We start from the raw sequence: 20437 nt of genomic DNA, 5'->3' as shown, positions 1-20437 counted from the left end.
CTTTCCTTATTTACCTCATAAAAAGTCTTAATTCAACACCGCTCATCATTGATTAACAAACCTCAGTTACAGAACCTATGGCCAGGTTGCTTTACATCCTAAGACAAATAAAAAAATATTCATATTGATCTCCTACGGGTTCCGTGTGCGCAGTTCCATCTCCAATGTTTCCCACTCATTCAGTGCAATGATTTTTCAATACTTATGGTGGACTTACTGCAATCAAAACAAAAATAAAAGAAAGGTTGCGAACTTATTGAATGTATTGTTGTTTTTGCACATTTTTGGAGCAGTTATTTTTCTTGGGAATATTGTCACGGCAACATTTTGGAAAGTTAGAGCTGACATAAAAAGGGATCCTGATTTTATTCATAACACTGTAAAAAACGTTATGTTGGCTGATTTATTTCGTCTTTACACTGCCGGGATTAATACTAATCATTGTTTCCGGCATTCTAATGACTATTCAATCAGGCTATTCGATGGATACTTTCAATTGGCTTACTTTGTCATTATTCCTGTTTGTATTAACCGGTATTCTCTGGTTAGCGATACTTATACCCGTACAGCGAAGTATGATCCTTCACAGTGCCCGATCAATAGACGGCATCATTTCGAATGAGTATCGGAAAGTATCTCGTAATTAGGAAATTTTTGGAATAGTAGCTACTTTATTACCTGTTGTCATTTTGTATCTTATTGTTACAAAAGCATTTTAATTAACAGGAGGGGATGAATCAAATGGCTCCGTTTATTGTTCTAATTGTTACATTTCTGATGTTTAGTCTAATTGGTTTTTTTGAATTACCTTTGAATGATTGGCAGACATCATTGCGGCTCGCTATTGCTCTTATGTTTTTATTTACAGCAATGGCCCATTGGGGAAAGAGACGTCCAGATCTTATTAAAATGCTACCTCCTTCGTTGCCGAATCCCAATCTCATCGTAACTATTACAGGTATATTAGAGATTATTGGTGCTATAGGTATACTGATACCGATGACTTCTAGAATCGCTTGAATTGTTATGTTTCCAGCTAATATTCGTGCTACAAAGTTAAGTGTCAAGATTGGTGAAAGACTAACAACGTCCCTATTACCAAGAACAATCCTGCAATTTATATTTTTTACTGCCGTAATTTTAGCCGGATAATGAATTAGAAGTTTATTTTTTTAAATACATGTTCAATAACATATAGTATCTGATGACTAAGTTCTTAATGCTCTTCAACGATCTGGCCCGATTGCTGAACAAAATCCTAAGAAAATTAGTTCACATAAGAGATATTATGAGTAGTAAAAAAGGATGTAGCCCCTTACCGGAAGTTCTAGCATTAAAAAAGGTAATTCAGCTGAATTACCTTTTTTACGTTATAGAAAATCTTTAAAGAAATAATCTACATTAAAACGATGGTAGATTTTCAAAATACCTTTTCCATCTGTGTTTTCCACTCCCGGAGCTTATATTAGTACCTCTGTGGGGATTGTAGTTGGTGGCTTCCCTGAGTTTCTTTGTTCACTTTCCGAAAAGTCGAGCAAAGAAGCCCTTTTTTTGTTTATCCGGGTTTTCGTTGTCAGCTGCTATTAATTGTTTAGCTTCCTTTGCTGCCCTATTGGATTCATCCAGTTCTTTATCGCGTTCTATACTTCCTCTAATGCTAGATACTTCACCTTTTATTTATTGGATACCTGGGATAACAAACTCTTTATTAAAAGTTTCCTGATTATCAAGCTGTTCTTTCATTTGTTTATTTTCTTCCCTAAGTGCCGCCATTTCTTCACGAAGGGCTTTTAATTCTTCGGCGATCAATTCCCCGGATTTCTTTTCAGGTTCCGGCTTGAATGATTCTCCACCAGTAGCAAAGTAATGTTCTATTTGCTTTATACTCCAGTTTTGTTCGTTGAAGAGCTTGTATCTCTGTGAAGCGTTCTATTCCTTCACGCTTATAAATGTTATATCCGTTACCTTTGTCGCTCTTTTCGTGCGGACTTGCTAAGGATTTAGAAGAACGTGGAATAGCTAATGATATAGCTAAAATGACTGGCGTTTCACGTTCCACTATTTACGTTAAAGTGAAAGTGATGACTAACAAATAGCTAATCTTTTTTTCATGTAATTTAATAACTTAAATGATTAAGGAGGAGGGAAAGTATGACACAAAAATACATAGACCTTCAAAACAGAGGTTTGTTCCTACGCAGGAGAGCCATAAAGGGTCAACTAGAACTTCTTAAATAGGGCGGTACAATGAATATCACTTTACATAAAATATATTAAATTAGACATGATTATTTTTGTTAACAATGGATAGAGATTATTGTTACTATTGCTCAAAAGGTAATGAAGGCTAAACAGGTCCTTAAATAAAGATAAATTTTATAATTTAAACGGTAAAAATTGAATGGGTGGGATAAAGGTGAAAAGCATTTTACCATATTAGGATATTCACCCTACAGGAAAGGAAGAAAATCAGAGATGAATTACTCAGAATGGCTTACAAAAACTTATCCATCCCTCATGTTGTAAACTAGCTGTTTCTAAAAATGACCGTACATAACCATAATTTAATGATAAGAATATTTTCATTCTCTAATCCAACAGTTTCCTTAATACAACAGTTTTCCAATCATATTTCATGGTTTCAATTATGGACGTAAAGAAATGTAGGGGTTTAATTGAAAGACGTCTTAGAGAAGACATGAAAAGCGATTATCGCAGGAAATGTTAAGGGACCATTCCCGTTTTTTAATTAGAGAGTACTTAAATCAATCACAATCATTGAGACCTGAATAAGGTCTTTTTTTATTACAATTACTTTACTTTAAGGGTTATCCTAGTCTTTTGATAACCTCGTTGCCCCCCAAAAAATCTCGTCATACGGTTTGCTAGGGGAATTATAGAAGTGCAACTGTTATATAGTAGCACCTTACTTTACAAAGTTAATCTTGGACATCAATTAGGGGCTCTAATTCGAGATGATAGTTTACATTGATTTTCATATTACTCCATTTTTCAAACCATTTTTCTTCACTCATCGGTTTAGTGAAGGGCGTGAATGTTTTAGTTCCAATCTGTAATGGATCAACGTTCCACTCCTGATTCTTTTGTAAAAATGCCTTTGTTTTGGTTTCCAAATAGGATTCAATCTCGGTTTTCAAAACCGTTATTTCAGCTAGATCATTTAGATTCTTTGTACCACGATACTCATCTATCGTACCTGTAAGTTCTACATTGACGGTCAATGTTGATAAATCTTTATTTAATGCCATATTCATATTTGATCGTACTTGACCTAAAACAGTAGATAAGTTTGTCATTGGCAAATATTTTAAATAGTCGTCATGTCCTATAAGCTGGTAGATTTGATCTTCCATATGACTAACTGTTGAAATTAGCTTGTCATCTTGAAATATCGCTGTCCCCTCATAAGTGAAACTACCTTTCTCTGCCTTAAAAACTGGCAATATCGGGTCAGAGTAAACGGCATATAGTTTCTTCATAAATTGATGCAAGTTTACAATCGACATCTCGCCTTGATGTTTTTCCTCGTAGTGTTTTAACATACGATAAAGGAAATAATCTGGATTTTCCTGATTGTCTTGCAGTTCATTTTTTATATACTCTTCAAAGTTTCCTCTTACTATTACGAGATAGAGACGCTGAGATATGTTATTATTGGCGACATGACAAATTATCCGCTACAAATGTTGAATTCCACCAATAACAAAAATTAAAGGTTTAATCAAAGGGTTATTAAGCGAAATCAAATGAGGATATACTTTCTATAAAAGAAAATTGCAAAGCATCGGTACAACAAATAGTGAGCATTATAATTTGATGAAAAAAGGAACTTTATTGAGTTGTCAAGTTTGTAGGCGATCGGGAGGTATATCACATTTTCATAGTGTATGAAGCATTTTGACAGTGAACTTTTTATGAAATCAAGGTTAACGCTTGGACATCGTTGTCCAGCATCCATTTCCTACAGTTGTATAGTGTCCGATTTAAAATTTCGCATAAAGCATATAAATGACAGCCTACGCCAACCCTTTTGCCAAAAAAAGACCGCTGAAAATTCAGAAGAATTCCTTGCGGTCTTTTTATATCTTACTTTTTAGTTATCATTTCTTTACTCGAGATTTGCGTGTCGGCCATACATTTTATTGGTATCCAATCCCTTTTTATCCATGAACCTCAAAATGACACCATCGTAAAAAAGTAAGAGAGTTTGCTCAAATAGAGAGCCCATTGGTTGGATTGTTTGATAATCACCTTCTGACTGATCTTTAGGTGAACCAGGCAATTTTATTGCGATATCCGACAATTTTCCAATGGTGGATTCAGGGGAAATTGTTGCAGTCGCAATGGTTCCACCGATACTTTTTGCTTTCTCAGCCATGGAAACCAAACTTTTTGTTTCTCCTGAACCGGTTCCGATGATTAAAATGTCGTCTTTTTCGAAGGTAGGGGTGACCGTTTCACCAATTACATACGCATCTATCCCCATGTGCATCATTCGCATGGCAAAGGATTTACCCATAAGCCCGGATCTTCCTGCACCCGCTACAAAAACTTTCTTTGATCCAAGAATCCCATTAACCAGTTTTTCAGCTTCTTCGTCAGCTATTAAGTCTACTGAACGATTTAGCTCTTTTATGATTTCAGCTAAATATTGAGAAGTCTGCATGATGGATATTAGCCTTGTTTCACCAATTTTTGTATTTGGGCAGCTGTCCCTTTAATATCAGCTTGTCCAGTGATACCTCCACCAACAATGACAAGGTCAGGTTGTGCTTTAATGACTTCCGGAAGTGTATCTAATTTTATGCCGCCTGCTACAGCAGTTTTTGCATTTTTTACAACACGTTTAATGGTTTGAAGGTCCTCAAAAGAATTTTTTCCAACAGCTTGAAGATCGTAGCCAGTGTGCACACAGATGTAGTCAACGCCAAATGCATCCACTTCTTTAGCACGAGTTTCAAGATCTTTCACAGCGATCATATCAACAAGGATTTTTTTGCCTTGTTTTTTAGCTTCTTCAACAGCCCCTTTGATGGACATATCTTCAGCTGCACCAAGAATCGTGATGATATCAGCGCCAGCTTCAGATGCCTTCATCACTTCATAACCGGCTGCATCCATAATTTTCAGGTCAGCTAATACTTTTAAAGAAGGGAAAGCTTCTTTCATTTCTTTAACAGCCCTAAGCCCTTCATTAATAACCACAGGTGTACCGATTTCTACGATATCAACATATTCCTCCACTTGTTTAACCAATTCAATACCTTCTTGAATGTTTACTAAATCCAGTGCCAATTGTAATTCCATTTATCCTTCACTCCTAATTGGGTTTTAGTTTGTTGCACAGTAAGTATGTCCCTCTGGCACTCAATCATTGCACAGCAAGAAATTCATATCGACTGTACAATGTATCGTATACTAATTATAATATTTTTGTAAGTACGCACTTTAATTTTACATAGTGTTAAAAAGTATACTATGCGATTTAGGATTTATATTTGGAGGTGATTTGAATGACAAGGCTACAGAATAAAACATTCAATTGTGAGAAGGAATTGACCCTTTCTGTTATTGGGGGGAAATGGAAGATGCTTGTTTTATGGCACCTAGGCAAGCAGGGGACCAAGCGTTTTGGTGAACTGAAGGCTCTTATACCGGGCATCACTCAAAGAATGCTCGTTAACCAGCTTCGAGAGCTGGAAGAAGATCTTATTGTTCATCGCGAAGTCTATCCAATTGTACCTCCCAAAGTGGAATACTCTCTGACAGAACAAGGGGAAAGCCTGATGCCGATTCTTGATTCGATGTATAATTGGGGTAAAAATTATATGGAGAATGTCGTTGGAGGCCAAGTAAAAAGAAAAGAGGATATCAAGTAGAAAAACTATCCTCCCTTTCTTATTCAAAGATGTTTTCTCCTTTTTCTTTACCTTGATATGGTCACTCACGTATCAAATTAAGGTAGAGAAAAGCACAACATTTAATAATCAGTTATTAAAAGCCAAGGTTAGCGATTTTTGTATAGTCGCTGACCTTGGCTTTTTCACATGCACCCGGCATTGGTGCAAATCTCTAGCCATGGTGGTGTACGGTTTACTTAAGGAGTGTCTACTCAGAGAGGGAAACCTTTTCTTTTCTAGGAATAATATACAAAGACCCAGTAATTGGTATGCTTTATTACACTATGTAATTTTACTGATACTATTTAATTATAAAGTGTGTACTTACAGGGGTACCACCAGCAAAACGCGAATTTACAACGTTAAGGAAATACCATATTAAAAAGCCCAATTTCTCAGCATTAAATTGAGAAATTGGGCTTATTTCCATACTGTAGATAATGCCTCAATTGTCGAAGATCAATAAATTTGAACAAAAGTTTAGCTTCTGTATTGGATCTTCATTCAAAGAAAATAGTAGGGTATTCCTTTTTAAGTTCTAGGGCGAAAGAACTGGTCATAAAAGCTTTCGATAACGCTCACTCTTCACTAAAGCCATCGGAGGGCTCAGTTCTTCATACGAATCTTGGCTCACAATATACAAGCAGTGAGTTTACTTAACATACCCAGAATCAATCATATTAAGCGATCCTTTAGCCAGAAGGGTTGCCCGTACGATAAATATTGAATCTTTTCATGCGATATTAAAGAAGGAAGAAGTCAACCTTGTACAGTATCTAGACTACCAAATAGCTAAATTAGCGATATTCCAATTTATTGAAGGTTGGTATAACCGAAAAAGAATTCACAGCAGCTTAGGATATAAAACTCCACAAGCCATTGAAGATCGAATTAGGAATACAGCTTAAGATTTAACTTTTTAGTGTCCAAAATATTGACTCAAATCCATGGCTTTGATAAATTTTTAAGTATTTAATAATTATTTATCAGGGATTTCTTAAGAATCAACTTGTCTAGCTTTTCACTATATTCAAGTGTTTCCTGATGATTTAGGCCTTTCTTAACACCAGTTTCTATAAGTAATTTTCTTAGGATCTTTATATTTAATTCTAACTCTCTATACATTTTTATTTCGCACATTTTGAATACTCCTTTGTGGGTAACTAATTTCTATTTTAGGATTATATTACAATTATGTAATTATTAAAATGTTTTTTCTTAAACTTGCTAATAAGTAGGGAAATCGACATAAAATTATACTGCAATACGTCACAGTAGAAACAAAGAAAATCGTGATAATACGCAATCCAAAAGTGATAAAAAAGATGCCCTTGTCATCGCTGATATGGTGAAGAATGGCTACTATGCCTTCGTTCGTTCCACTTCAGAATCATTTGAAAAACTTCGTGTCCTTATGGCTAACCGAGATGTGATCGTTAAGCGTCTTGTTAGCTCCATCAACCAAATTAATCGCTGGGTGGATGTGGTCTATCCCAAGCTCCGGCAAGTGTTTAAAGATGTATCATGTAAAGGGGCAATCGCAACCCTACGCCTCTTTCCTACCCCAGCTGAATTATGTTCCTTACAGCCTCAAGATATCGTAAACGGGTGGAAATCATGTATGAAGCGACATTCCGGGCATAAAAAAGCCCGTACCCTCCTTCATTGGCCAAGCGTTCAATTGGTACGAAACAAGCCCTTGATGCGTATAAACTTCACTTGGGACAGTTATTAGAGGAATATGATCTCGCTTCATCCCAACTCGAAAGAGTGACGCAAGAAGTCACAAACGTTGAACAGATTCCATTCGTTAAGCAAATACTTGCCATTAAAGGAATCAGCGAGATTTCACTGGCGGGCATCATCAATAGCCCTTACTCATATAGGGTAGGGCAATTTTTTGTTTTAGGCTTTGTTGTTAGGAGGAGATTATGGAGAGTTCAAGGGTATCAAAGAATAAAATGTTGGAAGTTGCAGGATCAATGAAATAATTTATAGAACTCAACCAGCCGATAGATTGTCAACATTTTTCAATAAACACTTAAAATGTTTCATGTTATACTAAATTTGCGTATGTCAAATAACCTATCAAGGTTCTTTTTTTGGGAAAATTCGGTATATTTGTTATACTTTAAAACTAGGCTAGATCTTGGAAAGTTGATTTGCTTTTTAAAAGTGCATAAATCCAATGTAAGAATTTATTGGCACATACTATCACAGCTACTTTAAAGGTCTTTCCTTCCTCACGTTTCTTATCATAAAACTCTCGTAATCTCTTGTTACGAGGAATGATTTCATCTGTCGTTTTTTCTTTTTGCGACAATCACGAATGGCACATTTTACAGCCATATACAAGGCGTGTCATAGCCTACTAGAACCTCTTTTGGTAATCCGATTTAAAGTACCTTTGAATGTACCAGATTCAAAAACACTTGGATCGATTCCGGCAAATGCAACCAGTTTCTTAGGGTGATTAAACCGATCAATTTCCCCAATTTCAGAAATTATCGTGGCAGCGATTTTTTCTCCGATACCAGGGATCGATTGGATAATCTTACACTCTTCAATACCTTTTGCTAAAGCATCTATCTCATCTTCAAGCTTGGATAGATGCTTTTTGTATTCAAGAAGCATATTAATATACATATCCAGGCTTAAAATCAGACTATGATATAGGTTTTTCTGAAATGGGTTTTGAGCTGCGGCGGCCATCAATTTTTCTGCCTGACTGTCTGCCCATTTTTGCGAACGACTTTCAATATCTTTTACTGCGATTATATCAGCAAGGGTTTGTTTACATTGTTTTTTGCTTCTTCTACAGACCTTTAATGGACTCGTCTTCAGCTGTACCAAGAATAGTGATGATGTCAGCGCCTGCTGCAGATGCTTGGCTAACTTCATATTCAGCTGCATCCATGATTTTAAGATCAGCTAATACAGCTAAGTTAGGGAAGGCAGCTTTAACATCCTTTATTGCTTTAAGGTCTTCATTAATCATAACCGGCGTGCCGATTTCTACAACATCTATATGATTTTCAAATTCAATGGCTCCTGGAATATCTACAAGATCTAATGCAAATTGTTATTTTCATTTATTACTCGCTCCTTATATAATAGCATAATTGTGTCGTATAGCTTACTTTTGTACAGTGTTATTGTATCCAAATGATAGCTATTTACTAACGGTACGATCCTCAGTATACTGGGTATATTACTAAATTAAAAGTATGCACTATTTTATCATATAGTAATAAAAAGTATACTGTGGGACATAATAAGAGTTGGAGGTAAAATAAATGCCGAATCTTGGGGAAAAAGTGTTTAATTGTGAAAAAGAATTGACTCTTTCGATCATTGGTGGAAAATGGAAAATGTTGATATTGTGGCATCTAGGAAAAGAAGGAACCAAACGTTTTGGTGAACTAAAGGCCCTCATGCCTGGTATCACTCAAAGAATGCTTGTTAATCAATTGCGTGAACTTGAAGACCATTTGATTGTTCATCGTGAAGTCTATCCTGTCGTTCCGCCAAAAGTTGAATATTCACTCACTGAGTATGGAAGAAGTCTGATGCCTATTCTGGATGCTATGTATGACTGGGGTAAAGATTATATTGAGAATGTATTAGAAAAAGAAACAGAAAACAAATCGTCTATTCAGTAAAAAAGAGTTTCTCTAGGGGTCCGAAAAAGTGTAAAAAAGTTCATATACTAACAAACCACGGTTAGCTATCTTAATAAAGATGCTGTCCGTGGTTTTTTATATCTCTACGTATTTAAAAGGTTGAAAAAACACAACATTTAATAAAGGAATCAGTTACTTGGTATTGGATTCATGTTTATAGTGTTATTTTTAACACTATGTTATACCAATGTATCTATATGTTAATAAAGTGCGTACTTTCAAAAGTATAACTTACGTAATATACTGATTTTGCTCAAGTAATAGCGAGCTTAAAGAATACTACTACAAGCATGGTGAGATGAAGTGAAACTTCATTTAATAATTTATACATGTTGTTGTTTTTGACGAAAGGAGAGATCCGCATGGGAAAGTTCAAAACTAAGCAGCGAAAAGTTTGTGAAAGATGTCTAACCATCACAATAAATAATGAAACCTGTCCAAAATGTGGACATTCTCAATTAAGAGATATCATCATTACCGGACAAGCTGTGAGAAATAAACGAATCATACATCCAAAAGTAGGATAACGCAATAGCGAAAATTCTTGTTGTTAGTGTAGGGAAAACGAAGAAAATCAGACATTTTGCTATTTTGAAAATGTGGAGGAATGAAAAGTGGATTCTATGACGTTTGTCTTATTTGGGGCAACTGGGGATTTAGCTAAGCGAAAAATCTACCCTGCCTTGTTTAATTTATATTTGAATCAAAAATTACCAGATTCTTTTTTGATCATTGGTGTAGGAATAGACGAAATGTCTGATGTTGATTTCCAAAACCATGTAACAGACTCGCTATACACTTTTTCTAGACACTTGATAAATGATAAATCCGAAAAACAAGAGTTTGTACAGGCATTTCGTTATTGCCAGTTAGATTTCACGAATGCTGAAGGGTATAAGAAGTTAGTTGAAGTCGTTCAACAAAATGAAAAAGACCAGAGTATTGATGAGAATCGAATGTTTTATCTTTCTGTTGCTCCTGAATTCTTTGATGTAATTGCTTTAAACATAAAGAAGAGTGGCTTAGGTTCGACAAAGGGATGGAAACGATTGATTATCGAAAAGCCATTTGGGTATGACTTAAAATCTGCTGAAGATTTAAACGAAAAATTAAGCAAAGCTTTTGAAGAAGATGAAATTTTCCGGATTGACCATTATCTCGGAAAACCAATGGTTCAAAACCTTGAAGCCTTGGAATTTGCCAATCCTGTGCTGCAATCACTTTGGAACAATCGGTTTATTGCCAATGTGCAAATTACGGCTAGTGAAACGGTTGGTGTAGAAGAGAGGGCTGGTTATTATGACCAAGCAGGCGCTATTCGTGATATGGTTCAAAATCATATGCTACAGCTGTTGATGATGACAGCCATGCATCTCCCAAAACAGATTAGTGCAAAAGATATCCGTAATGAGAAAAGAAAAGTTATGGAATCTCTGCGACCATTACAGAAAAATACTGTAGGTATCCACGTCGTTCGTGGCCAATATGGATCAGGTGAAATAAACGGTACACCAGTAGTCAGATACTTAGAAGAACCTGGCGTTGATGCTTCTTCTAAAAACGATACATTCGTCGCTGCTCGTCTATGGATTGATAATTCCTTCTGGGACGGGGTCCCATTCTATATCCGGACAGGAAAAAGAATGACGGAAAAATTAACGCGAATTGTGATTGAATTCAAAAACCCATTAAAGAATTTGTATACCAATGAAATCCAAAATGCTGAACCCAATCTATTAGTTATTAATGTAAGTCCTAATGAAGGTGTTTCGTTGCAGTTAAATAGTAAAAACCCGATAAATGGAAAGTTAGAGCCTATTGTTGTTGATTTTTCAGCGAGTAAAAAAGACGTGCCCGAAGCCTATGAACTCTTAATATTTGATGCTCTGCGTGGAGATTCTACCTTCTTTGCTCATTGGAACGAAGTGAAATTATCTTGGAAATGGGTACAGCCTATTTTAGAGACATTTGAGGAAAATATTGTTCCACTTCATTCATATCAATCTGGCTCGATGGGACCAGAAGCTGCTCATCAATTATTGGAAGAGGATGGTTATAGATGGTGGTAAAAGAAAGATTATGATTATACTTTGAATCCATTCTGCTATAGATGAAAAACTCAAAAAATATAGAAATACTCAAGGAGGAATAATGATGAACGTTGGATTAATTGGATTAGGAAAAATGGGGCTAAACTTAGGAAAGAACCTGATTGACCATAAACATGATGTAGTAGCATTTGATCTAAATACAAATGCTGTTGAAGAAATAAAGAAATACGGGGCTGAAGGTACATCTAGCTTACAAGATCTTGTCCAATCAATAGACAAGCCACGAGTTTTTTGGATTATGGTTCCACACTCCGTTGTTGATTCCGTTATTAGTGAGATAACACCATTTCTGAGTGAGGGAGATATCGTGATTGAAGCTGGTAATTCTCACTATAAGGAATCCATTCGTCGATACAACCAGCTAAAGGAAGTGGGAGTGTACTTTATGGATGCCGGAACATCCGGGGGTATGGAAGGTGCTCGGAATGGAGCTTGTTATATGATTGGGGGAGAGCCTGAAGCATGGAGCATTGTCGAGCCCATTTTTCGAGATACAGCTGTAGAAAATGGGTATTTATATGCTGGAAAAGCAGGTAGTGGTCATTTCCTAAAAATGATTCACAATGGAATTGAATACGGAATGATGGCTGCGATTGGAGAAGGATTTGAAGTATTAGAAAAAAGTGAATTCGATTTTGATTATGAAAAGGTAGCAAAAGTTTGGAATAATGGTTCGGTTATTCGTTCTTGGCTCATGGATTTAACAGAACGCGCATTTTCTAAAGATGCAAAATTAGATGAAATTAAAGGCATTATGCATTCATCTGGTGAAGGGAAATGGACAGTTGAAACAGCCTTGGATTTTCAAGCTGCTACCCCTGTTATCGCTATGTCTTTATTAATGCGTTATCGTTCCTTAGACAATGATACCTTTACAGGTAAAGTGGTTGCTGCTTTGCGAAACGAATTTGGTGGACATGCTGTGGAAAAAAAATAAGAATATAAGCAAATATAAAGGAGAAATTTATATGACCATTTCATTTGACTTTTCGAACGCATTATCTTTCATGAAAGAGAGTGAAGTAAATCATTTAAGTGAATTTGTACGAGTTGCTCATGGTTATCTTCATGAAAAGAAAGGGCCCGGATCGAATTATCTTGGTTGGGTTGATTTACCGTTAAACTATGATAAAGATGAATTTGTGCGCATTAAAAAAGCTGCAAAGAGAATTCAAAATCAATCAGATGCTTTGATTGTCATCGGGATCGGTGGTTCTTATTTGGGTGCTAGATCAGCTATTGAAGCTTTGTCCCATAGCTTTAATAACCAAATGAACGATAAGACAAAAGTGTATTTTGCCGGTCACAATATCAGTTCTACTTATATATCTCATTTATTTGAACTATTAGAGGGGAAAGATATCTCTGTTAACGTCATTTCCAAATCAGGAACAACAACAGAGCCAGCCCTTGCTTTCCGTATTTTTCGTGACTATATGGAGAAAAAATACGGAAAAGAAGAGGCGAGAAAACGTATTTTTGCCACTACAGATCAGGAAAAAGGCGTATTAAGAAAGCTCGCGGACAAAGAAGGATATGAAACGTTTGTTATTCCGGATGATGTAGGTGGAAGGTATTCTGTGCTAACAGCAGTTGGTCTCTTACCAATTGCCGTAGCAGGACTTGATATTGATCATATGATGGAAGGGGCAGCAGCAGCAGCCCGTAAATACAACAATCCTGATTTATTGACAAATGAGAGCTATCAGTATGCTGCGGTCCGAAATGTACTCTACAATAAGGGAAAAGCAATTGAAGTGCTTGTTAACTATGAGCCCTCCCTTCACTACGTATCGGAATGGTGGAAGCAGCTGTTTGGGGAAAGTGAAGGAAAAGATCAAAAGGGGCTATTCCCTGCTTCCGTTGATTTTTCAACGGATTTGCATTCCATGGGGCAATATGTCCAAGAAGGTCGACGAAACCTTTTAGAAACGGTTTTACAGATTAAGAAACCTCGAATTGAAGTGACTATTCAAGAGGATCCAGAAAATATTGATGGATTAAACTTCCTGGCAGGTAAGACGATGGATGAAGTCAACAAAAGTGCATTTCAGGGTACCCTTATGGCCCATATAGATGGAGAAGTACCTAATCTCGTGATTGAACTGGATGAAATGAATGAATACACTTACGGTGAGATGATTTACTTTTTTGAGAAGGCATGTGGGATTAGTGGCCATCTATTAGGAGTTAACCCATTTGACCAGCCTGGTGTCGAAGCATACAAGAAGAATATGTTTGCATTACTTGACAAACCTGGTTTTGAAGCAGAAAAAGCTATTCTCATGGAGCGTTTATCAAAATAATTATATCTGATTGGTTTTGTATTAATAAAAAGATTGTTACCAAAAACCATATTTTTGTAACAACGTTTATGAGAAATACTGATACTTGATTTTACTAATTTTACAGGTTACCAAAAGTTTTACCAAATACTTTTACAAAATGATGTCTCTTGTACAATTAGGTTATAAAATTGTGCAGGAGGCTTCATTATGATAATCGGTTATACTCGAGTTACGACAGTTGACCAAAATTTAGATCGACAAATTATATTAATTTCTGAGTATGTCTGTAAAAAAAAGTTCAAGAGAAATTTACTGGGACTACAAAGGATAGAGATGGACTTAACTCATTGCTAAATGTTATACGGAAAGGTGATACGGTTGTAAGCAAAGTATTTCACGATTAGGGAGAAGAACATTTGATATTCTTTCTATTATTCAGCAATTCGAGGATACAGGTGTAAAGTTCGTTTCTATTAAAGAGAACCTGGATTCAAGAACATCAACAGGAAAAGCCAGGTTTCAATTGATGTGTGTCATTGCAGAATTAGAACGAAATTTAATTGTAGAGAGAATTAAAGAAGGATTAGAAGCTAGTAAGCAAAGAGGAAAGCCTAGGTAGACCAAAAGTTGATCAATGAAAAATTGAAATAGCCTTTAGGATGTATGACAGTAAAGAATACTCGGCAAAAGAAATTTCAAAAGGTACAGGACTTCCATAGGGTTCATTATATCGAGCAATTAACAAAAGAAAACTAAAGAAGTAAATTAATAACCTCTTATAAATTTAGGAATTATGTGATGGAATAGGCTAGGGCAGCTATTCTGTTACTATCCCAAATTATTGTGAAAGGAGTTGGCAATTTGGCATCCATATAACGTACAGCTTACCCAAGATTTAAAAACGTCCTACTTCAAAAGAACTTCGTGATATTTACTCCCATACACCTGAAGAAAATCAATTTGCGTATAAAGTTGCTAAGGGGCCTAGGGATTACACCAATCTATGTCTAGACGGGGAAACTGTTTGGATAGTGGACCGATAGAATCATTCTTTGGCCACCTTAAAGAAGAAGCATATATTAAGCCGTGTAAAACTTTAGATGAACTAAACGTGAAATAGCCAATTACATCACTTACTATAACCATAACATAACAGATATCAATGGAACCTAAAAAAGATGACCCCTGTACAATGATATGATCCCCTTTTAGTAGCCAGAAAAAAGAAAGCACACTAATCTGTCTATATATGGAGGGGATTTTTCTATGGGTAATATTAAAAGAACGTTTGATAAAGCGTTCAAAAAGCAGGCCGTTGATTTATACCTTAATGGGGATATGAGTTATATCAATCGGTCGCTGATAAATTAGAAATTGATAAAAAACAAGTCCGCCGCTGGGTTAGGTACTTTGAAGCTGAAGGCATACTGGGTTTGGAAGAGAAACGAGGGAAAGCGAAGGGGCTTGTAAGGGCAGACCAAGAAAAGCTCCGGAGGATCCAGAAGAAAAAATCACACGTTTAGAGGCGGAGAACGACATGCTAAAAAAACTCTTGAAGATGTAAAAGGGGGATGAAGGCAGTAACGACAAGGAAAAGGTATGAGGTAATTAGGGAAATGTCCAAGGAACACTATCCTATTCAGTTATTATGCGAAATTGCACATGTATCAAGAAGTGGATACTACAAATGGTTAAAACGTAAAATATCGACTTCTGAAAAGCAACTGGAAGATGAAGAGATTAAGAAAAAAATTATAGGATGCTACAATAAACTCAAAGGAATCTATGGGGATGGTATGGCTGGATAAAATCTACGGTTTAAACCTGAACCACAAGCGTGTCCAGCGTCTTTTATGCGGGAGTTAGGGTGAAAGTTCCTGATTCGGAAAAGGAAACCTTATTACGGGAAGAAAGAAGCATATGTCATTTCTAAAAACCTTCTTAATAGGGATTTTCATGCATCCAGACCTAATGAGAAATGGGTAACTGACATTACATATTTGATTTTTTTTATAGACAGAGACTTTTCCAATCTGCCATAAAAGACCTCTATAACAATGAAATCATTTCTTATCAAGTCAGCCGGAGAAACAACTTAAAACTTGTAATAGATAACAATAATAAAAGCAAAGAAAAAAACGGAATGTTAAAGGAATTCTTCTGCATAGCGACCAGGGGTACCAATACACTTCCCACCAATTTTGAAAAATATAAAATGCAATCCAGTATGTCAAGAAAGGGAAACTGCTGGGATAACGCTTGTATGGAGAATTTCTTCAGCCACTTTAAATCGGAGTGTTTCTATATGAACTCCTTCGGTACCTCTGAAGAGGTTCGAGGTGCTGTAAGTATGTATTATTCGATTCTATAACCATCATCGCTTCCAGAAAAAATTAAACAACCTGAGTCCATATCAATATAGAACTCAGGTTGCTTAATTAGTCTTTTTTATTTCTGTCTATTTGACAGGGGCACTCCACAATACAGAGATCATCTTCTTCAGGCTGCCTAATCCCTTTTTTTAAAATGTCCTTTACAAAGGGTACCCTTTACAACTAGGTTCCTCCTTCTTATCCAATATAGAAAAGAAGAGTCGATCGCTTCTCAAATTAAGGATTAGTTGACCATAATCCTGAAGTCTTTACTAGGACTCTTGGATGAAGCTTTAACCCGGCTACAAGCAGCTCTGCTAAATCCTCTGATTGCATAACATTTTCAGGATTTCCACTGATAAGATTGGATTCAATGGCCAAATCAGTTGCAACTGTACTTGGTGTTAAAGCCGTTACACGGATATTATGCTTTCTTACCTCTAGCATGAGTGATTCCGTTAGTCCTAAAACAGCAAATTTAGAAGCGCTGTAAGCACTTGTAACAGGTGCTCCTTTTTGGCCCGCAGTTGAGGAGATATTCACAATATCTCCTGATTTTCTTTCAATCATATCAGGTAAAACGGCTCTTGTTACATTATATACACCCATCAAGTTTACTCGGATGATCTTTTCCCATTCTTCAGGAGTTAAATCAAGAAAACCGCCAAATTTAGCTATTCCTGCATTGTTAATTAAAATATCAATAGAACCTAGGTCTGATTTGATGTGTTCAACAGCTTGATGAACTGCTTCAAGATCGGCTACATCTGCTGTTGCTGCTGAAACGTTCACATCATATTGCTCTAGTTCCGCGGTTACCTTTTCAAGATTTGACATCGTTAATCCAATCAATCCTAAATGAACTCCTTCTTTTGCTAAAGCAATCGCAGTAGCACGCCCGATTCCTCTGCCTGCCCCAGTAATTAAAGCGGTTTTTCCTTTTAATGAAATCATGCTATCATTCCTTTTTAAAAAATTTTAGAATAATTGTTAATAATAAGAAATTGATGTTTTAAAGACTAACCAAAAGACCGCAAAGTTTCTTTAGTATGTCTGCGGTCTTTTGGTTATTACATTCTTAGGACTATGTTTTATTCAAGATTGGCATGTCTGCCATACATCTTATTGGTATCTAATCCCTTTTTCTCCATGAATCTCAAGATGACGGCATCATAAAAAAGTAAAAGGGTCTGCTCAAATAGTGAGCCCATTGGTTGGATGGTTTTATAATCGCCCTCTGATTGGTCTTTGGGGGATCCAGGCAATTTAATGGTGAGATCTGCTAACTGTCCAATAGTGGAATCAGGGAATATCGTGACAGTTGCAATTTTACCACCAATGCTTTTTGCTTTTTCAGCCATGGAGACTAAGCTTTTCGTTTCCCCGGATCCGGATCCGATGATTAAGATATCCTCTTTTTCAAAGTTGGGAGTTACAGTTTCACCGATTACATAAGAATCAATTCCCATATGCATCATCCGCATGGCGAAGGATTTGGCCATGAATCCGGATCTGCCTGCACCGGCGACAAAAACCTTTTTCGATTCAAGTATCCCGTTGACGAGTTTTTCAGCTTCTTCATCTGAGATTAAGTCAGCTGAATGATTAAGCTCTTTTAAGATTTCTGCTAAATATTGAGTCGTCTGCATCTTAGGATTAACCTGCTGTAACCGTTTGTTCTTTAATCATTTGTTGCATTTTGGCAGCAGCAGCATTTTTATCAGCTTCTCCAGTAATCCCGCCGCCTACAATGACAAGGTCCGGATTTACTTTTATGACTTCTGGAAGTGTTTCTAATTTAATGCCGCCTGCGATGGCCGTTTTAGCATTTTTAACCACGCTTTTGATGGTTTGTAGATCTTCAAAAGAATTTTTTCCGACTGCTTGAAGATCGTAGCCCGTGTGAACACAAATATAATCCACCCCCATAGTATCCACTTCTATAGCACGTCCAGTAAGGTCTTTTACCGCAATCATATCGACAAGGATTTTTTTACCCTGTTTTTTCGCTTCTTCTACAGCACCTTTAATCGACATATCTTCAGCCGTTCCAAGAATAGTGATGATATCAGCACCTGCTTCGGAAGCTTTCATCACTTCATATCCAGCAGCATCCATAATTTTCAGGTCTGCTAATACTTTTAAGTTAGGGAATGCTTCTTTTACTGCCTTTACAGCATGGAGCCCTTCGTTGATCACAACCGGTGTTCCGATTTCTACGATATCAATATGCTCCTCTACTTCTTTTACCAATTCGATTGCTTCTGGAATGTTGACTAAATCTAATGCTAATTGTAATTCCAACTATGTTTCACTCCTCATAATTTTTTAAGTTTGTTGCACAGTAGTAATTATGCCCATTACTCACTTTCATTTCTCCTGGCAACCGTAACCACAGCTCTTGTTAACAATGGTACAGTGTTAGTATAATGTGTATATTAAAAGTGTGAAAGTACGCACTTTATTTTTACATAGTGTTAAAAAGTATACTATTAGTTACTCTATATAGAAGTGGAGGTGAAACAAATGTCACGTATGTAGGACAAAATGTTTAACTGTGAAAAAGAATTAATGCTTTATGTTATTGGCATCAAATGGAAAATGTTGATTTTGTGGCATTTAGGAAAAGAGGGAACGAAGCGATTTGGTGTGCTGAAGGCTCTTATGCCGGGCATTACTCAACGAATGCTTGTTAACCAAATACGCGAGCTAGAAGAAGACCTCATTGTTGAACGAATCTTGTTGTTCCGCCAAAAGTGGAATATTCATTGACCGAACAAGGAAAAAGCTTAATGCCAATACTCGATTCCATGTATGAATGGGGTAAAAACTATGTGGAGAATGTGATGGATACTCCTGCCAATAAAAGTGCGTTTATTAAATAGCAATCGTTCTAAAAAGAGGGGATTAAAAACCACAAGTAGACTTTTAATAAGTCAAGACTTGTGGTCTTTTTATTTGCAATGATCCAGTGCATAAAGGAAATAAAGGAATACAAGCTGGAAAAGGTAAATAATATTCCTGTGTTGTAAAGGATTTTAGCTGAACTGTTTTATAATAAGGAATCATGAATAATACATATTTTCAGGTGAGATGATGAAAAAATTTGTTGAGTATGTTTTTTTAACTTTGGGGGCGTCAATCGTGGCTATGGGATTAGAAACGATGTTAGCACCAAACGGGCTAGTAGATGGTGGTGTAACAGCGTTATCGATTATGGCCAATGCTTATGGGGAATCCCAACTTATGCTGTATTTTTGGGCTTGAATATTCCCATCTTAATTTTTACAGCTAAAGAAGTGGGTAAAACCTTTGCCTTTAGAACTCTATATGCTATACCGCTAACGGTTATTACCAATTCCACCAAAGTGGTCATGGAATTGAGTAAAAAAGAAAAAATAGAGGTTATTTCAACCGGGGGAAGATTGCTGTCAAAGTCTTTATCATTTGTTGGTCCGATAGCAGAGAAATCATTAAGGATGTATCATGTCAACAAAACGTTTTTGTCTTGCAAGGGGATTCACCTAGAAGAAGGGCTCAGTGATTCTAATGAGGGGCAGGCATTATTAAAAAAGAAGATGATCGAAAGGTCGGATGCAGTGATCCTGATGGTAGATTCCTCAAAGTTTGGAAAACTGGCTTTTTCGTTAATCGTACCTCCCAGTGAAGTGGATGAGGTCATTACGGATAGAGAAATAGATGAAGAATCAAGAAAATTGCTAGAAAAAAGAAATGTAAAAGTAACGATTGTAAAGTAAGATAGACTCATTAGCGACAGGTGTAACTTATAGAGGTTGGTATCTTACGCTACTCAACCTATTTTTTTGCCTTGTTTTCAAAAATGGCTTTTCAGTTTAGTAACATGCTCGCTGTTAGGGATAGGCAGTAGACGTAGGGGGATTTGAAAATGTGGACCGATTCACCAATTAGGGAGGGAAATGGTGATTTGTTTTAAGTTTCGCAGATAAAAATACTATTAGGGTAAAGGGCAAAGGGAGACGTTAAGAGGTAGCCTTTCCTTCAAGGGACTAGATAGTGAAATAATTTTATTGGAATTTGCAT

The 20437-nt window shown here is 36.4% G+C and carries 19 protein-coding genes and 10 pseudogenes; 19 read left to right on the top strand and 10 right to left on the bottom strand.

Annotated features, from left to right (window positions below; translation table 11 throughout):
- Nucleotides 1–187: 187 nt before the first annotated feature.
- The 3 genes and pseudogenes from IOC57_RS26290 to IOC57_RS05880 form a co-directional block, all read left to right on the top strand.
- Nucleotides 188–370, top strand: a pseudogene (locus tag IOC57_RS26290) (hypothetical protein); the annotation flags it as partial.
- Between the two features lie 88 nt (nt 371–458).
- Nucleotides 459–647, top strand: a complete 189-nt coding sequence (locus tag IOC57_RS26285) for a hypothetical protein (protein WP_309487673.1) — start codon at nt 459–461, stop codon at nt 645–647.
- 94 nt (nt 648–741) lie between these two features.
- A complete protein-coding gene (locus IOC57_RS05880) occupies nt 742–1020 on the top strand; it encodes a hypothetical protein (protein ID WP_286184557.1) in 279 nt (92 codons plus the stop codon).
- 657 nt (nt 1021–1677) lie between these two features.
- On the opposite strand, the gene IOC57_RS25720 is transcribed toward IOC57_RS05880, so the two are convergent.
- From IOC57_RS25720 to hxlA (IOC57_RS05865), 4 genes are all read right to left on the bottom strand, one after another.
- Nucleotides 1678–1809, bottom strand: coding sequence for a hypothetical protein (locus IOC57_RS25720; RefSeq protein ID WP_286184556.1), 132 nt, complete (start codon nt 1807–1809; stop codon nt 1678–1680).
- 1130 nt (nt 1810–2939) lie between these two features.
- On the bottom strand, nt 2940–3668 hold the full coding sequence (locus IOC57_RS05875) for a Ger(x)C family spore germination C-terminal domain-containing protein (protein WP_483862046.1): 729 nt from the start codon (nt 3666–3668) through the stop codon (nt 2940–2942).
- Nucleotides 3669–4129: 461 nt separating this feature from the next.
- Entirely contained in the window at nt 4130–4687 is a 558-nt protein-coding gene (gene hxlB, locus IOC57_RS05870) for a 6-phospho-3-hexuloisomerase (protein WP_207437831.1), read from the bottom strand.
- 8 nt (nt 4688–4695) lie between these two features.
- Nucleotides 4696–5328: a 3-hexulose-6-phosphate synthase gene (gene hxlA / locus IOC57_RS05865; protein ID WP_056519751.1), complete on the bottom strand. Its 633-nt coding sequence runs from the start codon at nt 5326–5328 to the stop codon at nt 4696–4698.
- A gap of 206 nt (nt 5329–5534) precedes the next feature.
- Here hxlA (IOC57_RS05865) and IOC57_RS05860 point away from each other — a divergent pair, with 206 nt between their 5' ends.
- Together IOC57_RS05860 and IOC57_RS25715 are read left to right on the top strand one after the other, a co-directional pair.
- Nucleotides 5535–5900 (top strand): winged helix-turn-helix transcriptional regulator, encoded by a 366-nt coding sequence (locus tag IOC57_RS05860; protein WP_207437830.1) that lies wholly within the window; start codon nt 5535–5537, stop codon nt 5898–5900.
- A 501-nt stretch (nt 5901–6401) separates the two neighbouring features.
- Nucleotides 6402–6829: pseudogene (locus IOC57_RS25715) on the top strand (transposase); the annotation flags it as partial.
- A gap of 64 nt (nt 6830–6893) precedes the next feature.
- Here the strand turns inward: IOC57_RS25715 and IOC57_RS05850 are convergent.
- Nucleotides 6894–7046 (bottom strand): aspartyl-phosphate phosphatase Spo0E family protein, encoded by a 153-nt coding sequence (locus IOC57_RS05850; RefSeq protein WP_286184581.1) that lies wholly within the window; start codon nt 7044–7046, stop codon nt 6894–6896.
- A gap of 151 nt (nt 7047–7197) precedes the next feature.
- Between IOC57_RS05850 and IOC57_RS05845 the strand changes: the two are divergent.
- Nucleotides 7198–7787: pseudogene (locus IOC57_RS05845) on the top strand (IS110 family transposase); the annotation flags it as partial.
- Between the two features lie 271 nt (nt 7788–8058).
- Here the strand turns inward: IOC57_RS05845 and IOC57_RS05840 are convergent.
- A pseudogene (locus IOC57_RS05840) lies at nt 8059–8678 on the bottom strand (IS110 family RNA-guided transposase); the annotation flags it as partial.
- A pseudogene (locus tag IOC57_RS26465) lies at nt 8661–8979 on the bottom strand (orotidine 5'-phosphate decarboxylase / HUMPS family protein); the annotation flags it as partial. The pseudogenes IOC57_RS05840 and IOC57_RS26465, both read right to left, overlap by 18 nt.
- Before the next feature lie 238 nt (nt 8980–9217).
- Here IOC57_RS26465 and IOC57_RS05830 point away from each other — a divergent pair.
- From IOC57_RS05830 to IOC57_RS26455, 10 genes and pseudogenes are all read left to right on the top strand, one after another.
- Complete coding sequence (locus IOC57_RS05830) at nt 9218–9583, top strand: winged helix-turn-helix transcriptional regulator (protein WP_063597030.1); 366 nt, start codon at nt 9218–9220, stop codon at nt 9581–9583.
- Between the two features lie 635 nt (nt 9584–10218).
- Nucleotides 10219–11673 carry a glucose-6-phosphate dehydrogenase gene (zwf, locus tag IOC57_RS05825; protein ID WP_207437828.1) on the top strand — a complete coding sequence of 485 codons (1455 nt, stop codon included), beginning with the start codon at nt 10219–10221 and terminating at the stop codon, nt 11671–11673.
- An 85-nt stretch (nt 11674–11758) separates the two neighbouring features.
- Complete coding sequence (gene gnd / locus IOC57_RS05820) at nt 11759–12652, top strand: phosphogluconate dehydrogenase (NAD(+)-dependent, decarboxylating) (protein ID WP_207437827.1); 894 nt, start codon at nt 11759–11761, stop codon at nt 12650–12652.
- 31 nt (nt 12653–12683) lie between these two features.
- Nucleotides 12684–14021 (top strand): glucose-6-phosphate isomerase, encoded by a 1338-nt coding sequence (locus IOC57_RS05815; protein ID WP_072273097.1) that lies wholly within the window; start codon nt 12684–12686, stop codon nt 14019–14021.
- Nucleotides 14022–14210: 189 nt separating this feature from the next.
- A pseudogene (locus IOC57_RS05810) lies at nt 14211–14722 on the top strand (recombinase family protein).
- Between the two features lie 272 nt (nt 14723–14994).
- Nucleotides 14995–15199: pseudogene (locus IOC57_RS05805) on the top strand (IS3 family transposase); the annotation flags it as partial.
- Nucleotides 15200–15269: 70 nt separating this feature from the next.
- Nucleotides 15270–15374: a transposase gene (locus tag IOC57_RS26710; RefSeq protein ID WP_309487672.1), complete on the top strand. Its 105-nt coding sequence runs from the start codon at nt 15270–15272 to the stop codon at nt 15372–15374.
- A gap of 2 nt (nt 15375–15376) precedes the next feature.
- Entirely contained in the window at nt 15377–15526 is a 150-nt protein-coding gene (locus tag IOC57_RS26460; RefSeq protein WP_396020778.1) for a hypothetical protein, read from the top strand.
- 48 nt (nt 15527–15574) lie between these two features.
- On the top strand, nt 15575–15811 hold the full coding sequence (locus IOC57_RS05795) for a transposase (protein ID WP_207437826.1): 237 nt from the start codon (nt 15575–15577) through the stop codon (nt 15809–15811).
- Nucleotides 15812–16357: 546 nt separating this feature from the next.
- Nucleotides 16358–16441 carry an IS3 family transposase gene (locus IOC57_RS26455; RefSeq protein WP_207437948.1) on the top strand — a complete coding sequence of 28 codons (84 nt, stop codon included), beginning with the start codon at nt 16358–16360 and terminating at the stop codon, nt 16439–16441.
- Between the two features lie 171 nt (nt 16442–16612).
- Here the strand turns inward: IOC57_RS26455 and IOC57_RS05785 are convergent, their stop codons facing one another.
- The 3 genes from IOC57_RS05785 to hxlA (IOC57_RS05775) all read right to left on the bottom strand — a co-directional run bounded on the left by IOC57_RS05785 (nt 16613) and on the right by hxlA (IOC57_RS05775) (nt 18679).
- Entirely contained in the window at nt 16613–17329 is a 717-nt protein-coding gene (locus tag IOC57_RS05785) for a 3-ketoacyl-ACP reductase (protein ID WP_207437825.1), read from the bottom strand.
- Nucleotides 17330–17466: 137 nt separating this feature from the next.
- Nucleotides 17467–18024, bottom strand: coding sequence for a 6-phospho-3-hexuloisomerase (gene hxlB, locus IOC57_RS05780; RefSeq protein ID WP_207437824.1), 558 nt, complete (start codon nt 18022–18024; stop codon nt 17467–17469).
- 7 nt (nt 18025–18031) lie between these two features.
- On the bottom strand, nt 18032–18679 hold the full coding sequence (hxlA, locus tag IOC57_RS05775; protein WP_207437823.1) for a 3-hexulose-6-phosphate synthase: 648 nt from the start codon (nt 18677–18679) through the stop codon (nt 18032–18034).
- Nucleotides 18680–18922: 243 nt separating this feature from the next.
- Here hxlA (IOC57_RS05775) and IOC57_RS05770 point away from each other — a divergent pair.
- From IOC57_RS05770 to IOC57_RS26270, 3 pseudogenes are all read left to right on the top strand, one after another.
- Nucleotides 18923–19260, top strand: a pseudogene (locus tag IOC57_RS05770) (winged helix-turn-helix transcriptional regulator).
- 211 nt (nt 19261–19471) lie between these two features.
- A pseudogene (locus IOC57_RS26275) lies at nt 19472–19728 on the top strand (YitT family protein); the annotation flags it as partial.
- A pseudogene (locus tag IOC57_RS26270) lies at nt 19711–20133 on the top strand (DeoR/GlpR family DNA-binding transcription regulator); the annotation flags it as partial. The pseudogenes IOC57_RS26275 and IOC57_RS26270, both read left to right, overlap by 18 nt.
- Nucleotides 20134–20437: the final 304 nt, after the last annotated feature.

The sequence above is a fragment of the Bacillus sp. SD075 genome (assembly GCF_017355165.1).
Classification (GTDB): Bacteria; Bacillota; Bacilli; order Bacillales; family DSM-1321; genus Peribacillus.
This window is presented reverse-complemented; position numbering and strand designations above follow the sequence as displayed.

What these genes read in the sequence shown, in the direction of transcription:
- IOC57_RS26285 (WP_309487673.1), top strand. Translation starts at nt 459, where the DNA reads ATGACTATTCAATCAGGCTATTCGATGGATACTTTCAATTGGCTTACT.
- IOC57_RS05880 (WP_286184557.1), top strand. Translation starts at nt 742, where the DNA reads ATGGCTCCGTTTATTGTTCTAATTGTTACATTTCTGATGTTTAGTCTA.
- hxlB (WP_207437831.1), bottom strand. Translation starts at nt 4,687, where the DNA reads ATGCAGACTTCTCAATATTTAGCTGAAATCATAAAAGAGCTAAATCGT.
- hxlA (WP_056519751.1), bottom strand. Translation starts at nt 5,328, where the DNA reads ATGGAATTACAATTGGCACTGGATTTAGTAAACATTCAAGAAGGTATT.
- IOC57_RS05860 (WP_207437830.1), top strand. Translation starts at nt 5,535, where the DNA reads ATGACAAGGCTACAGAATAAAACATTCAATTGTGAGAAGGAATTGACC.
- IOC57_RS05850 (WP_286184581.1), bottom strand. Translation starts at nt 7,046, where the DNA reads ATGTATAGAGAGTTAGAATTAAATATAAAGATCCTAAGAAAATTACTT.
- IOC57_RS05830 (WP_063597030.1), top strand. Translation starts at nt 9,218, where the DNA reads ATGCCGAATCTTGGGGAAAAAGTGTTTAATTGTGAAAAAGAATTGACT.
- gnd (WP_207437827.1), top strand. Translation starts at nt 11,759, where the DNA reads ATGAACGTTGGATTAATTGGATTAGGAAAAATGGGGCTAAACTTAGGA.
- IOC57_RS05815 (WP_072273097.1), top strand. Translation starts at nt 12,684, where the DNA reads ATGACCATTTCATTTGACTTTTCGAACGCATTATCTTTCATGAAAGAG.
- IOC57_RS26710 (WP_309487672.1), top strand. Translation starts at nt 15,270, where the DNA reads ATGGGTAATATTAAAAGAACGTTTGATAAAGCGTTCAAAAAGCAGGCC.
- IOC57_RS05795 (WP_207437826.1), top strand. Translation starts at nt 15,575, where the DNA reads ATGAAGGCAGTAACGACAAGGAAAAGGTATGAGGTAATTAGGGAAATG.
- IOC57_RS05785 (WP_207437825.1), bottom strand. Translation starts at nt 17,329, where the DNA reads ATGATTTCATTAAAAGGAAAAACCGCTTTAATTACTGGGGCAGGCAGA.
- hxlB (WP_207437824.1), bottom strand. Translation starts at nt 18,024, where the DNA reads ATGCAGACGACTCAATATTTAGCAGAAATCTTAAAAGAGCTTAATCAT.